This window comes from Stakelama flava (assembly GCF_019351405.1).
Taxonomy (GTDB): domain Bacteria; phylum Pseudomonadota; class Alphaproteobacteria; order Sphingomonadales; family Sphingomonadaceae; genus Sphingomonas; species Sphingomonas flava_A.
Genome location: NZ_JAHWZX010000010.1, coordinates 75340 through 92008, shown reverse-complemented (window position 1 = coordinate 92008; position 16669 = coordinate 75340). Strand labels below are relative to the sequence as shown.

The following is a 16669-nucleotide window of genomic DNA, read 5'->3' as shown; positions in this document are numbered from 1 at the left end:
GGAGGGCCGGAACGGGGCGTTCCGCGTCGCGGATGCCGCCGGTTCCGGCCCGGTCCGGATTATTCGCCGTCCTTGTCGTCTTCCATGACAGTGTCGGCATTCTGCTCGGTGACTTCGGTCTCGCCGGCTTCCTCGCCCTCGGCTTCGCCTTCGCTCGACTTCATCGCCGACGGGGCGACCAGCGTGGCGATGGTGAAGTCGCGATCGGTGATTGCCGATTCGGCGCCCTTGGGCAGCTTCACATGGCTGATATGAACCGAATCGCCGACATCCAGTCCCTTGAGCGAGATTTCGACCTCGTCGGGGATGCTCGCGGCATCGACCACCAGTTCCAGTTCGTGGCGAACGATGTTCAGCACGCCGCCGCGCTTGATGCCCGGCGCTTCTTCTTCATTGGTGAAGGTGACGGGGATCGCCACGGTGACCTTCGCATGTTCGTCGATGCGCAGCAGGTCGACATGCGTTGGACGGTCGGTAACCGGGTGCAGCGTCACATCCTTGGGCAGGGTGCGCACAGGGCTGCCGTCGCCGGTGTCGATCATGATGACCGAGTTCATGAAATGCCCGGTATTGAGCATCTTGACGAGCGCGCGCTCCTCGACGTGAATCGGAAGGGGCTCTTTCTTGTTGCCGTACAGAACGGCGGGAACTCGGCCTTCGCGACGAAGCGCCCGGGAGGCTCCCTTGCCAACCCGGTCGCGCGTCTCGGCCGACAGCGTAAGCTGATCGCTCATGATATCTGTCCTTCGAATGCGCTTGATTGCGTGGTTTTCTGTCGCGCGGGCCTCCAGGGATGTCCCCACGCGAACAAGCGCGCGCCTATACGCGCGTACGGCCCGGTTGGCAAGCGCGCGACGCGCTATTGCACTCGCGTCACGGCGTACCCCTTGCGCGCCAGCAGCGCGGGCAGGCCGTCATCGCCGGCCAGATGCCCTGCGCCGACCGCGATCAGCACGGTTTCCGGGCGACGCATTTCCCGCTTGATGCGCGCGGCCCAGCGCGCGTTGCGTCGGGTCAGCAGCGCTGCTTTCAGCCCCGGCGCATCGGTGAACAGCATGTCCGCCGCGCTTTCCAGCGCCTTCGCATCACCCGCACGCCACGCCGCCAGCCCGCGCGCATAGCCGTCGTCCGACGCAGCATCGGTAACCGCGTTGGTGAGCAGGCGGCGCTGATCGGCGGGGTTCAGCGAATCGAAGATCGCGAACTGTTCGTCCAGCGTTTCGAACGCGTCGATCGGCTTCTCCGCTGCCTGAAATTCGCCGGTCAGCACCGCCTCAACGCCGTCCGCGCGGGTCGCGCCCGCTTCGCGCGCATCGCCCGCCGCCAGCATCAGCGCCGCGCCCCAGTCCTTCAGCCCGTCCAGCGTCGCGCGCTCCACCCCGGCATGTTTTACTGCCGCGCCTAGCAGCGCTCGCTTCGCACGCGGCAGGCGCTGCTCGATCGCGACTGCCTGTCGCGCCCGCGCTTTCTTCAGGAAAGCAGCCGAAGCTTTGCCCGGATCGCCCGGCGGGATTTCGAGGATCAGCCGGTTCGAATCCGCAATCGCGGCTTCCACTGCCGGGGTGCGCCAGCGGATATTTGCGGGCAGCATGTGGATCGATCCCAGCAGCCAGATCGTCGTATCGCCGTCCGAAACCTTCCACAGGGGCGGGCTGGCCGAGACCTGTCGCGCGTCATGACAGCCCGCGAGCGCGAGTCCGGCCAGCAACGCGGCAAGGGCAAGAAAAAGGCGGCGCATGGGACCCCCATCGCCGCCCTTTGTCGCCGTGGCAAGCGCGCGCTCAGTCGTAATCGACGCGGGTGGCCTTCACCCCCAGCTTCGCCAGATCCGCCTGCACGTCCTTCGGCCCGGCCAGATGCCCCGCGCCGACGGCGATGAACACGGTGCCGGGCTTGTCGAGCATCGCCTTGATCTGATGCGCCCAGCGTTCGTTGCGATCGTACAGCAATATTTTGGCGAGGTCGGGGGACGCAGTCAGTTCATCGTTGATCAGCTTGCCCAGTTCTTCCGGAGCGCCGGCGGCCCAATAGCGGATCATCCTGTCCAGCATCGCGGCGGGTTCGTCCATTTCCTCCGCCGTTTCGACCAGGAAGCGGATCTGCTCCTCTTCGCTCAGCGAATCGAAAAAGCCCAGTTGTTGATCCGCGGTTTCCAGCGTGTCGATGCGCTTGCCCGCCTGTTTCGCCGCCTCGACCAGTGTTGCTTCGGCCCCTTGTTTGGGATCGAACCCGGCCTTCTGCACGCCGAGCGTCGTCAGTGTCACCCCGGCCAGCCACGGCTTCATCCGGTCGAGCGCGGTGGGCGGAACGCCCAGTTTCTGCAGCGCCGCTTCGTACGTCGCCTTCTGCTTCGCCGTCATACGCGCGGTAAAGGGTTCGGCCTGTTTCGAAATGCCGTATTTCATCGCCGCCGCCTGAATCGCTGCAGTGTCGCTGGTGTCGATTTCGAAAACCGCCGTATCCGATTTATCGAACGCCTGACGCACGGCATCGTCGAACCAGCTCAGGCCCGGCTTGAGCGCGTGGAAGGTGCCGAACAGATAGATGGTCGTGTCGTCATCCTTCACCACCCACATCGCAGGATCGGCGTCCTGTACCGCCGGGGTCGCCGATGCCGCCTGTTGCGCAAGCGCGGGAGAGGCGAACAGGAACAGGCCGGCAAGCGGCGCGGTGATTTTGCGGATCATGAAATACTCCCAGATTTCCAATGCGCCGCTGCGCGTCAGCGACATTTGCACCCGTGCCGACATGGCCACATATACGGCGATTGCAGCGACATATACCGCGATCCCTTAACCGACGATAACCTGCCTGCGAATACGCCTTCCCCTGACAGGCGTACCGCTTGATTCCCCGCCGCGCATGATCCAAAGCCGCGCGCAGACAATCGGTTTACGAAGGCGAAAAGGCAGTTCGTTGAGCAACGCCCCCAGTTTCCAGCGCATGATCCTGACCCTCCATGATTATTGGAGCGCGCGCGGCTGCCTGATCCTGCAACCCTATGACATGCGCGTCGGCGCGGGCACGTTCCACACCGCGACGACGCTGCGTGCGCTGGGGCCGCAGCCGTGGAACGCCGCCTTCGTTCAGCCGTGCCGCCGCCCCACGGATGGACGCTACGGCGAAAATCCCAACCGGTTGCAGCATTATTACCAGTATCAGGTGATCCTGAAGCCCAGCCCGGCGGACCTTCAGGAACTGTATCTCGGCAGCCTTGCCGCGATCGGCATCGATTTCACCAAACACGACATTCGCTTTGTCGAGGATGACTGGGAAAGCCCGACGCTGGGTGCCTGGGGGCTTGGCTGGGAAGTGTGGTGCGACGGGATGGAAGTCACCCAGTTCACCTATTTTCAGCAAATGGGCGGGTTCGACTGCAAGCCCGTGGCGGGCGAGCTGACCTACGGTCTTGAACGCCTCGCCATGTATATTCAGGACGTCGACAGCGTGTACGACCTCGCCTTCAACGATGCGGGCATGTCCTATGGCGACGTCTTCCTCGAAAACGAACGCCAGATGTCGAAATGGAATTTCGAGGTGGCGGACACCGATGCGCTGTTCGACCTGTTCAAAAAGGCGACGGCGGAATGCGAGAACTGCCTCGCCGCCAAATTGCCCATTCCCGCCTATGAACAGGCGATCGAGGCAAGCCATATCTTCAACCTGCTTCAGGCGCGCGGGGTTATCTCCGTTGCCGAGCGGCAGGCCTATATGGGCCGGGTGCGCGACCTCGCTAAGGGAAGCTGCGCCGCGTATATCGAAAAGATGACCCCCGAATGGGAAGCCAACTATCCGGGGTGGAGCATATGATGCCAGTCATGGCCGCCTCCGTTCGCCCTGAGCTTGTCGAAGGGCTGTCCTTTACCCCCCGCAACAAGAAAGCACAGGGCTTCGACAGGCTCAGCCCGAACGGTTCTTTCTGTCGGAGGGCTGCACAATGACCGACTTCCTTCTCGAACTGCGTTGTGAGGAAATCCCCGCGCGGATGCAGGCGAAGGCGCGCGCCGATCTTGAACGCCTCTTCGCCGCCGAACTGGAAAAATCGGGGCTGAAGGCCGGTGGCTATACGACCTATGCCACGCCGCGCCGCCTTGCGCTGATCGCGCATGGGCTTCCCGAGAAGACGCAGGCGGTGGAGCATGAGACGAAAGGTCCTCGGGTCGGTGCGCCCGATCAGGCTATCCAAGGTTTCTTGAAAAAGTATCAGCTGAATGCTGATCAGCTTGAAGTGCGCGACGGAGTTTACTTCGCTCGACGTATGGCGGCGGGACGTCCTGTTTGGCGGATTCTTCAAGAGGCGATTCCTGCGCTCATCCGCGCCTTTCCCTGGCCCAAATCGATGCGCTGGGGCGATGCGTCGCGATCGAGCGAAAGCATGCGCTGGGTCCGCCCGCTGCACGGCATCGTCGCGCTGCTGGGCGATCAGGTGGTCGATTGCGAAATCGCGGGCATCAAATCGGGTAGCGCGACACTCGGCCATCGCTTTCACCATCCCGGCGAAATCACCATCGGATCGGCGGACGATTATGTCGAAAAGCTGCGCATGGCGCATGTCATCGTCGATCAGGACGAACGCCGCAACACCATCGCGCTCGGCGCGAAGATGGCGGGGCAGGGGGCAGGGCTGACGCTGGTCGAGGACCACGGCCTGCTGGAAGAAAATGCCGGCCTCACCGAATGGCCGATGCCGCTGCTCGGCCGGTTCGACGAAGCGTTTCTGGACGTCCCGCCCGAGGTCATCCAGCTTACCGCGCGCGTGAACCAGAAATATTTCGTGTGCGAAGCGGACGACAAACTCGCCAACGCCTTTATCTGCGTCGCGAATATCGATGCCGAGGATGGCGGGGACAAGATCGTAGCGGGCAATGAAAAGGTTCTCGCCGCAAGGCTGTCCGATGCGCGTTTCTTCTACGAAACCGACCTGAAAACCAGGCTGGAGGATTTGCTTCCCCGGCTGGAAAAGATCGTCTTCCACGAAAAGCTGGGCACGCTGGCCGACAAAGTCGATCGCGTCGCGAAGCTCGCCCGCTGGCTGGTCGAAGAGGGTATCGTCGGCACCGGTGCTCCTGCGCAGGCAGGAGCCCAGAGCGGCAATACCAGCGCTTTAAACCCTGGGCTCCTGCCTGCGCAGGAGCACGACCGCGCAAAGCTCGCCGACATGGCCGAACGCGCCGCGCGGCTGGCCAAGGCTGATCTTGTCACCGGCATGGTCGGCGAATTTCCCGAACTTCAGGGGCTGATGGGCGGCTATTACGCCGCCGCACAGGGCGAACCGCCAGAAGTCGCCGAAGCGATCCGCGATCACTACAAGCCGGTCGGGCAGGGCGACGACGTCCCCACCGCGCCGGTGACGGTCGCGGTCAGTCTGGCGGACAAGCTGGATACGATTGCGGCGTTTTATTTCATTGGAGAGCGTCCAACAGGCTCTAAGGATCCCTTTGCGCTTCGTCGTGCGTCATTGGGAATTATAGCTGTTGTATTGGCTAATGAAATTAGAATGCCGATGGCAGAGGCGGTAAGGGTAGCTAGTTCGCCCCTCCTTATCCAGTTGGTCACTACCGTAGGTGCGGCCTACCAAATTGCAAAACATCAAGCAGAATACTTGATAAATACTGCTGAAGGTTTAGCAAAGGGCGGAGAGCAAGCGTCACTTTCCGCAGAGCTTTTTAAGCAGTTTAAGAAAGGCGAGAGCCGCATTGATGAAGCGGATTTGCTAGAGGAGACGGCAAACCGGATGTCATCGGGAGCGTTATGGCGCGATGTCCTCGACTTCTTTGCTGACCGCCTCAAGGTCCAGCAACGCGAGGCAGGCGTTCGCCATGACCTGATCGACGCGGTGTTCGCGCTGGGCGGGGAGGACGATCTAGTCCGCCTGCTCGCACGGGTTCATGCGCTTCAGGCGTTCGTCACTACCGAGGACGGCGCGAACCTGCTCGCCGGGTATAAGCGCGCTGCGAACATCCTGAAAAAAGAAGGCTGGGAAGCCGCCCCCGACCGTGCTCCTGCGGACGCAGGAGCCCAGGGCGGCGAAGCGCTGGCCAACGAAAATTCCGCCACCGCGCATCCGGAAGCGCAAAAAGCGCTGTCCTACACGCCCGAACCGGCTGAAGCTGCGCTGATCGACGCGCTCGACGCTGCCGAACCGCACGCGGCATCGGCGATCGCGCGCGAAGATTTCGAATCGGCGATGGCGGCGCTCGCCTCGCTTCGCGCGCCGATCGATGCGTTCTTTGACACGGTAACGGTCAATGACCCTGTCCCGGAAAAGCGCACCGCGCGGCTGGCGCTGCTTGCCCGGATGCGTGCCGCGGTGCACAATGTGGCTGATTTTTCCAGAATCGAAGGGTAATTATCTGACAATTGCGCGACACTTTCTATCGCATTTAACGCGAAAATCGTGAAGCTAAACGCGCTTTCCGCTGGTTTCCCTCCCCAGGAACGTGATGTGGAACGAAAGGGCAGGACGCACAGAATGACGCAATATGTCTATCGCTTCGGCGGCGGTATCTCCGACGGCGGGCAGGGGGACAGAAACCTCCTGGGCGGCAAGGGCGCGAACCTCGCCGAAATGGCCTCGATCGGCCTGCCGGTCCCGCCGGGCTTCACGATCAGCACCGAAATGTGCACCCGCTATTATGAAGAGGGCGAAACCTTCCCCGATTCGCTGCGTGAGGAAGTGGCGAAAGGCGTCGCACATATCGAAGGGGTGACGGGCAAGAAATTCGGCGATGCCGCCGATCCGCTGCTCGTATCGGTTCGTTCGGGCGCGCGCGTTTCGATGCCGGGAATGATGGACACGGTCCTCAACCTCGGCCTTAACGACGAAACGGTCGAGGGGCTGGCGAAAAAGGCCGATGACGAACGCTTCGCCTGGGACAGCTATCGCCGCTTCATCCAGATGTATTGCGACGTCGTGCTCGGCCTCGACCATGGCCGGTTCGAAGAGGCGCTGGAAATCGCTAAGGAAGATCGCGGCTACGATCTCGACACCGAAATGACGGCGAAGGACCTGAAGGCGCTGGTCGGCGAATATAAGGCGCTGGTAAAGGAAATGTGGGACCAGCCCTTCCCGCAGGATGTGAACGATCAGCTATGGACCGCGATCGGCGCGGTGTTCGGATCGTGGAATGTCGAACGCGCAAAGGTCTATCGCCGGCTCAATTCGATCCCCGGCGAATGGGGCACCGCCGTCAATGTTCAGGCGATGGTGTTCGGCAATATGGGCGATACCTCGGCCACCGGCGTCGCCTTCACCCGCGATCCGTCGACCGGGGAGCGGGCCTATTACGGCGAATTCCTGATCAACGCGCAAGGGGAAGACGTGGTGGCGGGTATCCGCACGCCGCAATATCTGACCAAAAAGGCGCGCGAGAATGCGGAGGCGAAACCGCTCAGCCTCGAAGAAGCGATGCCCGATACCTATGGCGAACTGGTAAAGGTGTTCGACAAGCTCGAAACCCATTATCGCGACATGCAGGATATCGAATTCACGGTGGAACGCGGTACGCTGTGGATGCTTCAGACGCGCAACGGCAAGCGGACGGCGCGCGCTGCGCTGAAAATCGCGGTCGACATGGCGGGCGAAGGGCTGATCAGCGAAGAGGAAGCGGTGATCCGCGTCGATCCTTCCGCGCTCGACCAGCTTCTCCACCCCACGCTCGACCCGCAGGCGGAGCGCGACGTGCTGACCAAAGGGCTTCCCGCCTCGCCCGGCGCGGCCAGCGGCAAGGTGGTGTTCGACGCCGACAGCGCCGAACGCATGGCGAATAACGGCGAGGATGTAATTCTCGTTCGCGTCGAAACCAGCCCGGAAGATATTCACGGCATGCACGCGGCGCGCGGCATCCTCACCGCGCGTGGCGGGATGACCAGCCACGCCGCCGTGGTGGCACGCGGCATGGGGCGCGCCTGCGTTTCGGGGGCTGGCGCATTGTCGGTCAAGGCGAAGGAAGGCGTCATGCGCGTCGGCAGCCGAGAGGTGAAGGCGGGCGAGGTCATCACCATCGACGGCGCGACCGGCGAAGTGATGGTGGGCGCGGTCCCCACGGTGAAGCCCGAACTGTCGGGCGATTTTTCCAGGCTGATGGCTTGGGCGGACAAGGGGCGGCGGCTGAAGGTGCGCGCCAATGCCGAAACGCCGAACGATTGCCGCACCGCGCGCGAATTCGGCGCGGAAGGTATCGGGCTGTGCCGGACCGAGCATATGTTCTTCGATTCCGGCCGGATCACCGCGGTGCGCGAAATGATCCTTGCGTCGGATGAAAAGGGACGGCGCGCCGCGCTCGACAAGCTGTTGCCGCATCAGCGCCGGGATTTTACCGAGATTTTCGAAGAGATGGCGCCGCTGCCGTGCACGATCCGCCTGCTCGATCCGCCGCTGCACGAATTCCTGCCGCACGAGGACGCGGAATTCGCCGAAGTCGCCAAAGCAGTCGGCATGGATGTCGAAAAGCTGAAGCGCCGCGCTGCGGAGCTGCACGAATTCAATCCCATGCTTGGTCATCGTGGCTGCCGGCTGGGCGTGACCTATCCCGAAATCTACGAGATGCAGGCGCGCGCGATTTTCGAGGCAGCGTGCGATGTCGCCGAAAAGACGGGCGATGCGCCGACGCCCGAAATCATGATCCCGCTGGTCGCTACCCGTAAGGAGCTCGATCTGATGCGCGCGGTGGTCGAAAAGACCGCCGAGACGGTGTTCGGGGAAAAGGGGCGGCGACTGACCTATCTGATCGGCACGATGATCGAACTGCCGCGCGCCGCGCTGAAGGCTGGTGAGATTGCCGAGAAGGCGGAATTTTTCAGCTTCGGCACCAACGATCTGACCCAGACCACGCTGGGCGTCAGCCGCGACGATGCCGGACGGTTCCTCGGCACCTATGTCGACAAGGGCATTTACGCGCGTGATCCGTTCGTCAGCCTGGATGAAGAAGGGGTGGGCGAACTGGTTGAAATCGCCACAGAACGCGGCCGCGCGACCCGTCCCGACATCAAGCTGGGGATTTGCGGCGAACATGGCGGCGATCCCACCTCGATCGCCTTTTGCGAAAGGATCGGGCTCGATTACGTCTCCGCCTCCCCCTATCGCGTGCCGATCGCCCGGCTGGCTGCCGCGCAGGCGGCGTTGAAAGCGAAAGGATGATCGTGGCGGCGCTTCCCGCGCCGCTGCCCGTGGTGATGAGTGGAATCACGCAGCAGGATCAGGTGGCGTCGCTCGACGCCGATCTGCTGCGCGGTCCCACCGCCACCGCTGCGCTGCAACGACGGTGCGGCGATGTGCCGGTTCGGGTAGAGGTCGATCGCGACGCGAAACGCGCGCCGGATGCCGCACAGCGGCAAAGGCTGCAGGTGGGGCCGGATGAGCCGGTTTCCTATCGCCGCGTCCGGCTGGTCTGCGGCGACCGGCTGTTGTCGGAAGCGGAAAACTGGTTTGTGCCTTCCCGCCTGACCGACGCGATGAACCGGGATTTGCTCAGCGGTACGCGCCCCTATGGTGCGGTAATCGCACCACTGAGGCCGCGCCGCCGCAATCTGCAGCGCGAACGCCTATGGGATGGCAGCGGAATGCCGCCCGAAAAAATACTTCGCCATCGCGCGCTCGTGCTCGATCACAACGGCGTTCCGCTTGCCGAGGTGGTCGAAACCTATCATCGCGGCGCGTTGCATCGCTGACGATCGGCCGGTCAGCGTTCTTCGCGGATCGTGGGATCGACGATAACGGGATCGGTAACGGGACGTCGGGTCTGGACCGTGCCCTCCATCGCGGCATCGCGCTGCGCACGCAGTTCGGCTATCTCGCGATCGCGCGCCGCCAGTTCGGCGTCACGTTCCTCATGATACCGCCGGGTTTTCAGTTCGAGATCGCGATAACGCTGCTTCCACCGTCTGCCGCCGGGATGGCTGGCAAGGCCGAAAAGCCATCCGGCCACCAGTACCAGGACAAGGATGACGATCTGTGTCGGCGTATGGAATATGAAGCCGTTCATGGCCCGCTCTCCCGATGTTACGCAACGTCAACGAGCTTGCCGCACCCTCGTTCCCGTTGCGTTGCCCGTCGGGTTCACTTCATCAGCGCATCGTTGATCGAACAGGCGGCGGGGCCAAGGATCACCACGAACAATGTGGGCAGAATGAACAGGATCAGCGGCACCGTCATGATCGCGGGCAAGCGGGCCGCCTTTTCCTCGGCGCGCATCATGCGTTCGTGGCGGAATTCGGCCGAAAGCGTGCGCAGCGCGGAAGCGAGGGGGGTGCCGTATTTCTCGGTCTGGATCATCGTTGTCACCACGCCCTTCACCGCATCCAGATCGATGCGGTTGGCAAGGTTTTCGAACGCCTGACGCCGGTCGGTCAGGAAGCCCAGTTCGATCGCGGTCAGCGAAAATTCCTCACCCAGTTCGGGATAGGCGCGGCCCAGTTCCTTCGCGACGCGGTGAAAGGCGGCGTCGACGGTGAGCCCGGCCTCCGCACAGATGACCAGCAGGTCGAGCGCATCGGGCAATCCCTTGCGGATCGCGGCGCTGCGTTTCTGGATCTTGTTTTTCAGGTACAGGTCGGGCGCCTTGTAGCTGAGGATCAGCGCACCGGCGACCACGGCATAGGATTTGATCGGCCCCCAGTCGGAAAATGTATCGGTGCCGTACACGATATACCCGACCAGCCCGCCCAGCACGATCGGCATCACCAGCCGGCCGAAAATGACCACCACCGCCAGGTCCTTGGTACGGATACCGGCCTGAAGCAGCTTTATCTGAACCGCCTTCACCTGTTCATCCTGCAGCACCTTCAGCGACTGCAGGAAACTGCGCATCCGGTCGGTGGTCTCGTTCTTGTGGACCAGCTTCGCGCGGCGTTTCGATGTCGATGCGGTGATGCCCGCTTTCAACTGTTCGCGCCGATCGTTGAGCGCCTTGACCCGCTTCGCCATCGGGTCGCGCACGCTGACCGCGGCATAGATGGCGATGATCACCGCCAGCGCCGCGATTCCCGACAGCAGCGTCGCCACAGCGATTACGTCGATCCCTAACAGGGTGGGGTTCGGGGTGCCGTTCATCGCCGCGACCTCAAATTTCGAAACTGACCATTTTGGCCATGATGAAGGCGCCGATGCCCATCCACACCAATCCGCCGATGCCGGCCACCATCAATCGGGGGTCCTTGAAGAAATCGGTCATGTAATCGGGGCTGATCCACATGATCAGGCCGAACACGATGAACGGCAGCGCCCCGACGATATAGGCCGATGCCTTGGATTCGGACGACATCGCCTTGATCTTCAGCTTCATCTGCGAACGCTTGCGCAGCACATCGGCAAGGTTCGACAGCGTTTCGGCAAGGTTGCCGCCGGTTTCGCGCTGGATCTGGATGGTGATGACGAAAAACTGGAATTCGGGCGTGCCCAGCCGGTCGGCCGTTTCCTGAAGCGCGGAATCGAGCGAGCGGCCGATTTTCATCTTGTCGGCGACGGCGCGGAATTCCTCGCCCACCGGGCCTTTCATCTCGTTGCCAACGACGCTGATCGTTTCGGTGATCGGCAGTCCTGAGCGGAGGCCGCGCACCAGAAGTTCGATCGCGTCGGGAAATTTGGCGGTAAACTGGCCGACGCGGCGCTTGATGACCATGCTCACTGCCTTGTGCGGGATGCCGGCACCCAGAAATATGCCCAGAAACAGCGCGATCAGCAGCGGCAGGCCGCGCGACCACAGTGCGATCATCGTCAGCAGCGCAATGCCCAGCGTCGCCATGCCGTACTGGCCGACGGTCCAGCTCTTGCCGGTCATGGCAAGACGCTTTTTCAACTGCGTAGGATTGGGAAGGATGCGAGCGGCGGCATCGTCCATGCGCGTGCTGCGACTGGCGGCGATGCGCCGCATCTGTGCTTCGACCTTTGCACTGGCGGTTTGCGAATGGCGCGCGCGCAGCGTGGTCAGCCGGCGCGATGCCGCCCGCTCGGCTGAGGGGCCGGAAAAGGCGAGGATCAGCATCGCCAACAGGACGAACATACCCGTCATGATGATCGCGAACTGCATCATGGCATCAGGCCCGGCCTTCTCCATGGCGAGTTGAAGGACGAAACGCTCCGGTCATTTGCGCTTCGAACCCTGCCGGGGCTTTTTCGCGGTAAGCGCGGTCAGCTTGCCGAGCAGCGAACTATCTTTCTTTTCGGCGGACTCCTCGGCTTCATCGTCGCGAACATTGGCGACTTCTTCGGCAAGCGCGAGGATCGGCGCCACCGTTTTCGACCCCTTGCCCGCTTCGGCGAGGGGACGTCCCAGCTTCGCCGCCTGCGCGGCCAGTTTCTGATCGAACGGGATCAGGAAATCGACCTTGCGCTCGATCGATCCTTCGAAATCCTTGCGACTTATTTCAAGCTGCGAACCCGGCAACACCCGGTTTGCCGCCACGATGGTGCGAACTTGCGGCGCGGTGGATTTGAACCACGACAACAGCCGGATGCAATCGCGTGCCGCCGCCAGGGTGAATTCGGTTACGATGACCGCGGTCTGGATATCGGAAACCAGATGCGGATGCTGGACCAGCATCGCGCGCGGCATATCGATCACCGTGGCTTCGAACGCGCTACGCAATTCCTCCTGAAGCTGGAAAAACGCGCTGCCATCGGTGACGATCGGCGAATGGATCGGCGCTTCGGCCGAAAGAATGGCGAGCTTTTCCGAGGCGCGAACCATGGCGCGTTCGATGAACAGCCCGTCGATGCGACTGGGATTTTCGATCGCGTCGGTCAGTCCGCGACCCGGTTCCAGATCGAGCGAAAGCGCCGCCGTGCCGAAATGGACGTCGAGGTCGAGCAGGCCGGTGGTGCGGTTGCCCTTGTCGCTGAGCAGCCATGCGAGCGAGGTCGCGATCGTCGATGCGCCCACGCCGCCGCGCGCGCCGATCACGGTCACTGCGTTATGCGGTTGATCGGGACCCTGCTGTTCGCTGGCGCGCGGGGCGTTGAGCATCGCCTGCGCCTGTGTGAAGGATTCGCGAACGATGTCGGGATTGAGCGGTTTGAGCAGATAATCCTGAATCCCGCTGCCCAGAAGATCGCGGTACAGGCGGACATCGTTTACCTGCCCCGCCGCGATCACCACGGTTCCCGGCTCGCAAACCTCGGCAAGCGCATTGATGTCGTTGAGCGGATCACCCGATTCGGACAAGTCGACGAACAGGATATTCGGACTGGCCGAAACCGACAGCGTCTGCACCGCGTTGCGCAGCCCGCCCTTCATGACTTTTTCCGGCGACCAGCCCTGTTCCACCGCGACCGGGCGAAGTGCGTCGAGCGACGTATCGTCGCAGACAAAGGCGGCAAAGGGTTCACGCTGGCTGGCACGCCCGGCGTTCCACGGCGCGTTCATCAGTTGCTTTCCTTCGTGGTGGAAACTTCGTCAAGTCCCTCAGCGCCCGTCGGCGTTGCCTTGCGGAACGTCTGGATCGCCTTGACCGCAGTATCGGGATCGGTGGTCCCGGACCCCGGCTGACCGCGAACCAGGTCTTCGGGCCGGGCGACCATTGCCGCCAGATTGGAATTGATCGCGCAGCCGAAATTCGATGTCGTATGCGCGTCGAAATTCGGTTGATCGACATCGGCGTAATCGGGGCAACCGGGTACGGAGGCGCTCATCCGGGTCACCACGACGCGGACGGTGCCGGGGGCGACCGAACCGGGCGTCACCGGGGCGGCATCGCTGAGCAGCAGGCCGAAGCGCGCCGCTTCACCGGCAACCGCTTCGCGCGCGGCGGCGTCGTATCCTTGCGCATCGGCGACATAGACCCTGTCGCCATAGCCGAGGTTGAGCAAGGACATCCATCCGGCGAGGCGATCCGCTTCACCGGGGGCGAGGCCATAGCCGGAGGTTTGCAGGTCAAGCGCATAATTGTTGCGCGTGACGACGGGCTGATGCGGGCTTTCCAGCCCGCGATAGGCGTTCGGTTCGCCACAACCGGCCAGAAGAAACGCCGGAACGATGCCGGCCAGGATCGCGATATGCTTTGCCATGGTCCTATCCTAGGGGCTGTGGGTTAGGGAATGCTGAAGCCGGGGGCGGCGCCGTCGTTCTTGCCATCGCCTCCGCGCCTGGAACCGGACGTCGTCGGCGCTGTCGCTACGGCAGCTCCCTCGTCAGTATCGGGCAGGTTCGGTCCGGAGGGGAGCGGGCTGCTGCTCGCGCCCAGCGACGGCTGAACGGTGCCGTCGGGCGCCATGCGCGGTTGCGGCCGCTGGCTGCCCGTCTGGCCGCCCTGCATCTTGCCCAGCAATACCCGCTCCAGATCGGTCGGTGCCCGATATCCGTCAGTGGGCAGCGCGATGTGCGATCCGTCCACCGGCTTCACCAGGTAGGGGGTAATGACGATGACGAGTTCGGTTTCGTTGCGTTGAAATCCGTTTGAACGAAACAGCGCGCCGAGGATCGGCATGTCGCCCAGACCCGGCGCCTTGTCGATCTGGTTCTGGTGATTGTTCGACAAAAGCCCGGCGATCATGAAGCTCTGGCCAGAACCGAGCTCCACCGTGGTTTCGGCGCGCCGGGTGGTGAGCGCAGGGATTTGGGTGCTGTCGATGGTAACCGCGCCGGCGCTGGAAAGCTGCGACACTTCCGGCCGGACCCGCAGTGAGATCCGTCCATCGGCAAGAACCGTCGGCGTATAGGCAAGGCTGACGCCATATTGTTTGAACTGCACCGAAACCGCGCCCAGTCCCTGGCTGATCGGGATGGGAATTTCGCCGCCCGCCAGAAACGACCCCGTCTCGCCCGATAGCGCCGACAGGTTGGTGGTGTTCAGCGTGCTGACCTGCCCGACGGTTTCGCCAAGGTCCAGCGCACCAAGCAGGTCCAGCCCCAGCAGCTTGCCCGCGCCGAACAGCGATGTTCCCGATTCGACGCCACTTACCGACGTCGTCCCGTCGCTGGCATCGGTTCCAACGCCAAGCGTCCCGCCCGGCGTATACTGGTCATAAAAGCTGCGCCCCTGACCGACGCCGAACTTGAATCCGCCGCTCGAATCGGCGGAGGCCAGATTGACCCCGATATTCTTGACGAAGCTGCGGCTGACCTCGGCAAAGCGGACCTGCAGATTGACCTGAAGCGGGGTCGCGGTTTTCAGCCGGGTAATGACCTTTGTCTTTTCCCCGACAAATGCCTGAACCAGTTCCGTGGCTTCGGCCGCATCGTCAGGATTGGCGACGGTGCCCGTAAGCAGCACCAGCCCGTTCATTGTCGATGCGGTGATCTTTGCCTCTGGCATCGCCAGCGCCAGCATGGACGAGATCGAATTGATGTTCTGCCCGACGCGCACCGTGCTGGCATAGATTACCGTGCCCGCCTTGTTCGTGGCATAGACGTTGGTTTCGCCCGCACCCTTGGCAAAGACATAAAGCTGGGTGGGGGAGCGGACCGATACATCGGCGATGCTGTTGTCCGCGACGAAGACGTCGGTCATCGACGAGGGCAGGTTGACCAGTTGTCCGCGGCCGATATCGAGTTGCATCGTGCTGGTCGGTTCGGGCCGGGTTTGCGCGCTGCCGGGAAATGCGGGCGCAAGGGTCCCCACGGCTGCGGCGGCAAGCGCCAGCGGCAGGCCGATCCGCTTTTCGATGATTGCCATGTTACTTGTTCCCCCCGACCGGAACCACGGTCACTTCGTTGCCGCGTGCGACCCGCACGAGCGGTCCTTTGTAATTTTGCGGTGGCGCGCCGTTCGCGTTTGCGGCCGGCATGGTCGCCGACTGTTGCGGGGCGGCGTTCGTATCGGCCTTGCCCGGAACCGTGCTGCGCTGGAAACGTGAGACATCCGCGCCGGTGGAATAGGTTGGCCGACTGTCGACAGGTTTGCTGTCATTGGCGACCAGTTCGTCATTGTCGCCGACCACGACGTCGCCCGCCGCGATCTTCTCCTCCAACTCATGCGAGGTGTCGGCAAGCGAGCGCAGCGAGAGCGACAGGGTGCCCAACTGCTGCGCGACGGCGATTTTTTCAGCGATCTTCGGCGTCGCCTCGACCGTCACGGTCGAATAGGGCGCGACCATCGGCTTGCCGTTTTCGTCCTTCTGCGTGTCGGTGCGCTGATCGGTGGCGAGGACGCGAAGGTTGCGCAGCACCGTTTCGGAGGCCTGAAGCGGCGGTCCGTCGCCTCCGCCCGTCACTGACTGGGTAAGGATCAGGTCCACCCGGTCACCCGGAAAGACGAAGCCTGCGACTGCGCTCTGCGCGGATACCGGCACCGTTACCGCGCGCATGCCGGGGCTGAGCGCTGCGGCCAGAAAGCCGCGATCGCCCGGCTTTACGACCGCGCCTTGCGTGATCGGCTGACCGGCGGGAATCGCGAAGCGGACGACCGACCCCTGCAAGGCGGGCAGGTCAACCTGCCCTTTCAGATAATAGGCGCCCTCGACCAGGTCCTTCGGCCATGGCTGGAATTTCAGCGCATTGCCGTCGAGGATCGTGCCCACGGGCAGCGCTTTCGCTGCGACCAGAATCTGCGGGCCGGCGGGCTGGGCCGGTTGGACCAGTTGCGCCTCGGCTTGTGGTGCGGAACCGCCGACCATCAGGCTGCGCGCCATGAAGGCCGTGACCGCCGCCACGACGAGCGCCCCCACCAGCAGAATGATTTTACGTCCGTCCATCAGCCAAAGCGCCTTTCGGTAGTCTGGGAACCGGTTGAACCG

General features: G+C 63.0%; 14 protein-coding genes. 4 read left to right on the top strand and 10 right to left on the bottom strand.

The features are described from left to right. Positions 1–59: 59 nt before the first annotated feature. The 3 genes from KY084_RS11590 to KY084_RS11580 all read right to left on the bottom strand — a co-directional run bounded on the left by KY084_RS11590 (position 60) and on the right by KY084_RS11580 (position 2687). A complete protein-coding gene (locus tag KY084_RS11590) occupies positions 60–734 on the bottom strand; it encodes a 50S ribosomal protein L25/general stress protein Ctc (RefSeq protein ID WP_219238634.1) in 675 nt (224 codons plus the stop codon). A gap of 125 nt (positions 735–859) precedes the next feature. Next, entirely contained in the window at positions 860–1738 is an 879-nt protein-coding gene (locus KY084_RS11585) for a TraB/GumN family protein (RefSeq protein ID WP_219238633.1), read from the bottom strand. Positions 1739–1781: 43 nt separating this feature from the next. Beyond that, complete coding sequence (locus tag KY084_RS11580) at positions 1782–2687, bottom strand: TraB/GumN family protein (RefSeq protein ID WP_219238632.1); 906 nt, start codon at positions 2685–2687, stop codon at positions 1782–1784. A 256-nt stretch (positions 2688–2943) separates the two neighbouring features. Between KY084_RS11580 and KY084_RS11575 the strand changes: the two genes are divergently transcribed. The 4 genes from KY084_RS11575 to KY084_RS11560 all read left to right on the top strand — a co-directional run bounded on the left by KY084_RS11575 (position 2944) and on the right by KY084_RS11560 (position 9669). After that, positions 2944–3810 carry a glycine--tRNA ligase subunit alpha gene (locus KY084_RS11575; protein WP_219238691.1) on the top strand — a complete coding sequence of 289 codons (867 nt, stop codon included), beginning with the start codon at positions 2944–2946 and terminating at the stop codon, positions 3808–3810. A gap of 127 nt (positions 3811–3937) precedes the next feature. After that, positions 3938–6349 (top strand): glycine--tRNA ligase subunit beta, encoded by a 2412-nt coding sequence (glyS, locus tag KY084_RS11570; RefSeq protein ID WP_219238631.1) that lies wholly within the window; start codon positions 3938–3940, stop codon positions 6347–6349. Between the two features lie 123 nt (positions 6350–6472). After that, positions 6473–9139, top strand: a complete 2667-nt coding sequence (ppdK, locus tag KY084_RS11565) for a pyruvate, phosphate dikinase (RefSeq protein WP_219238630.1) — start codon at positions 6473–6475, stop codon at positions 9137–9139. A 2-nt stretch (positions 9140–9141) separates the two neighbouring features. Continuing rightward, a complete protein-coding gene (locus tag KY084_RS11560) occupies positions 9142–9669 on the top strand; it encodes a chorismate--pyruvate lyase family protein (protein WP_425516734.1) in 528 nt (175 codons plus the stop codon). A gap of 11 nt (positions 9670–9680) precedes the next feature. Here KY084_RS11560 and KY084_RS11555 read toward each other — a convergent pair whose 3' ends face one another. From KY084_RS11555 to cpaB, 7 genes are all read right to left on the bottom strand, one after another. Beyond that, entirely contained in the window at positions 9681–9983 is a 303-nt protein-coding gene (locus tag KY084_RS11555) for a hypothetical protein (protein ID WP_219238628.1), read from the bottom strand. A gap of 74 nt (positions 9984–10057) precedes the next feature. Next, positions 10058–11050, bottom strand: a complete 993-nt coding sequence (locus KY084_RS11550; protein WP_219238627.1) for a type II secretion system F family protein — start codon at positions 11048–11050, stop codon at positions 10058–10060. 10 nt (positions 11051–11060) lie between these two features. Next, complete coding sequence (locus KY084_RS11545; RefSeq protein WP_219238626.1) at positions 11061–12029, bottom strand: type II secretion system F family protein; 969 nt, start codon at positions 12027–12029, stop codon at positions 11061–11063. Between the two features lie 51 nt (positions 12030–12080). Beyond that, positions 12081–13361 (bottom strand): CpaE/TadZ family protein, encoded by a 1281-nt coding sequence (locus KY084_RS11540; protein WP_219238625.1) that lies wholly within the window; start codon positions 13359–13361, stop codon positions 12081–12083. Continuing rightward, entirely contained in the window at positions 13361–14002 is a 642-nt protein-coding gene (locus KY084_RS11535; RefSeq protein ID WP_219238624.1) for a CpaD family pilus assembly protein, read from the bottom strand. The genes KY084_RS11540 and KY084_RS11535 overlap by 1 nt, the downstream gene beginning before the upstream one ends. 23 nt (positions 14003–14025) lie before the next feature. Further along, complete coding sequence (locus KY084_RS11530) at positions 14026–15609, bottom strand: type II and III secretion system protein family protein (RefSeq protein ID WP_219238623.1); 1584 nt, start codon at positions 15607–15609, stop codon at positions 14026–14028. Position 15610: 1 nt separating this feature from the next. Next, a complete protein-coding gene (gene cpaB, locus KY084_RS11525; protein ID WP_219238622.1) occupies positions 15611–16627 on the bottom strand; it encodes a Flp pilus assembly protein CpaB in 1017 nt (338 codons plus the stop codon). Positions 16628–16669 lie beyond the last annotated feature (42 nt).

Excerpts from the sequence above, each read along its gene's own strand:
- KY084_RS11590 (WP_219238634.1), bottom strand. The coding sequence starts at position 734 with ATGAGCGATCAGCTTACGCTGTCGGCCGAGACGCGCGACCGGGTTGGC.
- KY084_RS11585 (WP_219238633.1), bottom strand. The coding sequence starts at position 1,738 with ATGCGCCGCCTTTTTCTTGCCCTTGCCGCGTTGCTGGCCGGACTCGCG.
- KY084_RS11580 (WP_219238632.1), bottom strand. The coding sequence starts at position 2,687 with ATGATCCGCAAAATCACCGCGCCGCTTGCCGGCCTGTTCCTGTTCGCC.
- KY084_RS11575 (WP_219238691.1), top strand. The coding sequence starts at position 2,944 with ATGATCCTGACCCTCCATGATTATTGGAGCGCGCGCGGCTGCCTGATC.
- glyS (WP_219238631.1), top strand. The coding sequence starts at position 3,938 with ATGACCGACTTCCTTCTCGAACTGCGTTGTGAGGAAATCCCCGCGCGG.
- ppdK (WP_219238630.1), top strand. The coding sequence starts at position 6,473 with ATGACGCAATATGTCTATCGCTTCGGCGGCGGTATCTCCGACGGCGGG.
- KY084_RS11555 (WP_219238628.1), bottom strand. The coding sequence starts at position 9,983 with ATGAACGGCTTCATATTCCATACGCCGACACAGATCGTCATCCTTGTC.
- KY084_RS11550 (WP_219238627.1), bottom strand. The coding sequence starts at position 11,050 with ATGAACGGCACCCCGAACCCCACCCTGTTAGGGATCGACGTAATCGCT.
- KY084_RS11545 (WP_219238626.1), bottom strand. The coding sequence starts at position 12,029 with ATGATGCAGTTCGCGATCATCATGACGGGTATGTTCGTCCTGTTGGCG.
- KY084_RS11540 (WP_219238625.1), bottom strand. The coding sequence starts at position 13,361 with ATGAACGCGCCGTGGAACGCCGGGCGTGCCAGCCAGCGTGAACCCTTT.
- KY084_RS11535 (WP_219238624.1), bottom strand. The coding sequence starts at position 14,002 with ATGGCAAAGCATATCGCGATCCTGGCCGGCATCGTTCCGGCGTTTCTT.
- KY084_RS11530 (WP_219238623.1), bottom strand. The coding sequence starts at position 15,609 with ATGGCAATCATCGAAAAGCGGATCGGCCTGCCGCTGGCGCTTGCCGCC.
- cpaB (WP_219238622.1), bottom strand. The coding sequence starts at position 16,627 with ATGGACGGACGTAAAATCATTCTGCTGGTGGGGGCGCTCGTCGTGGCG.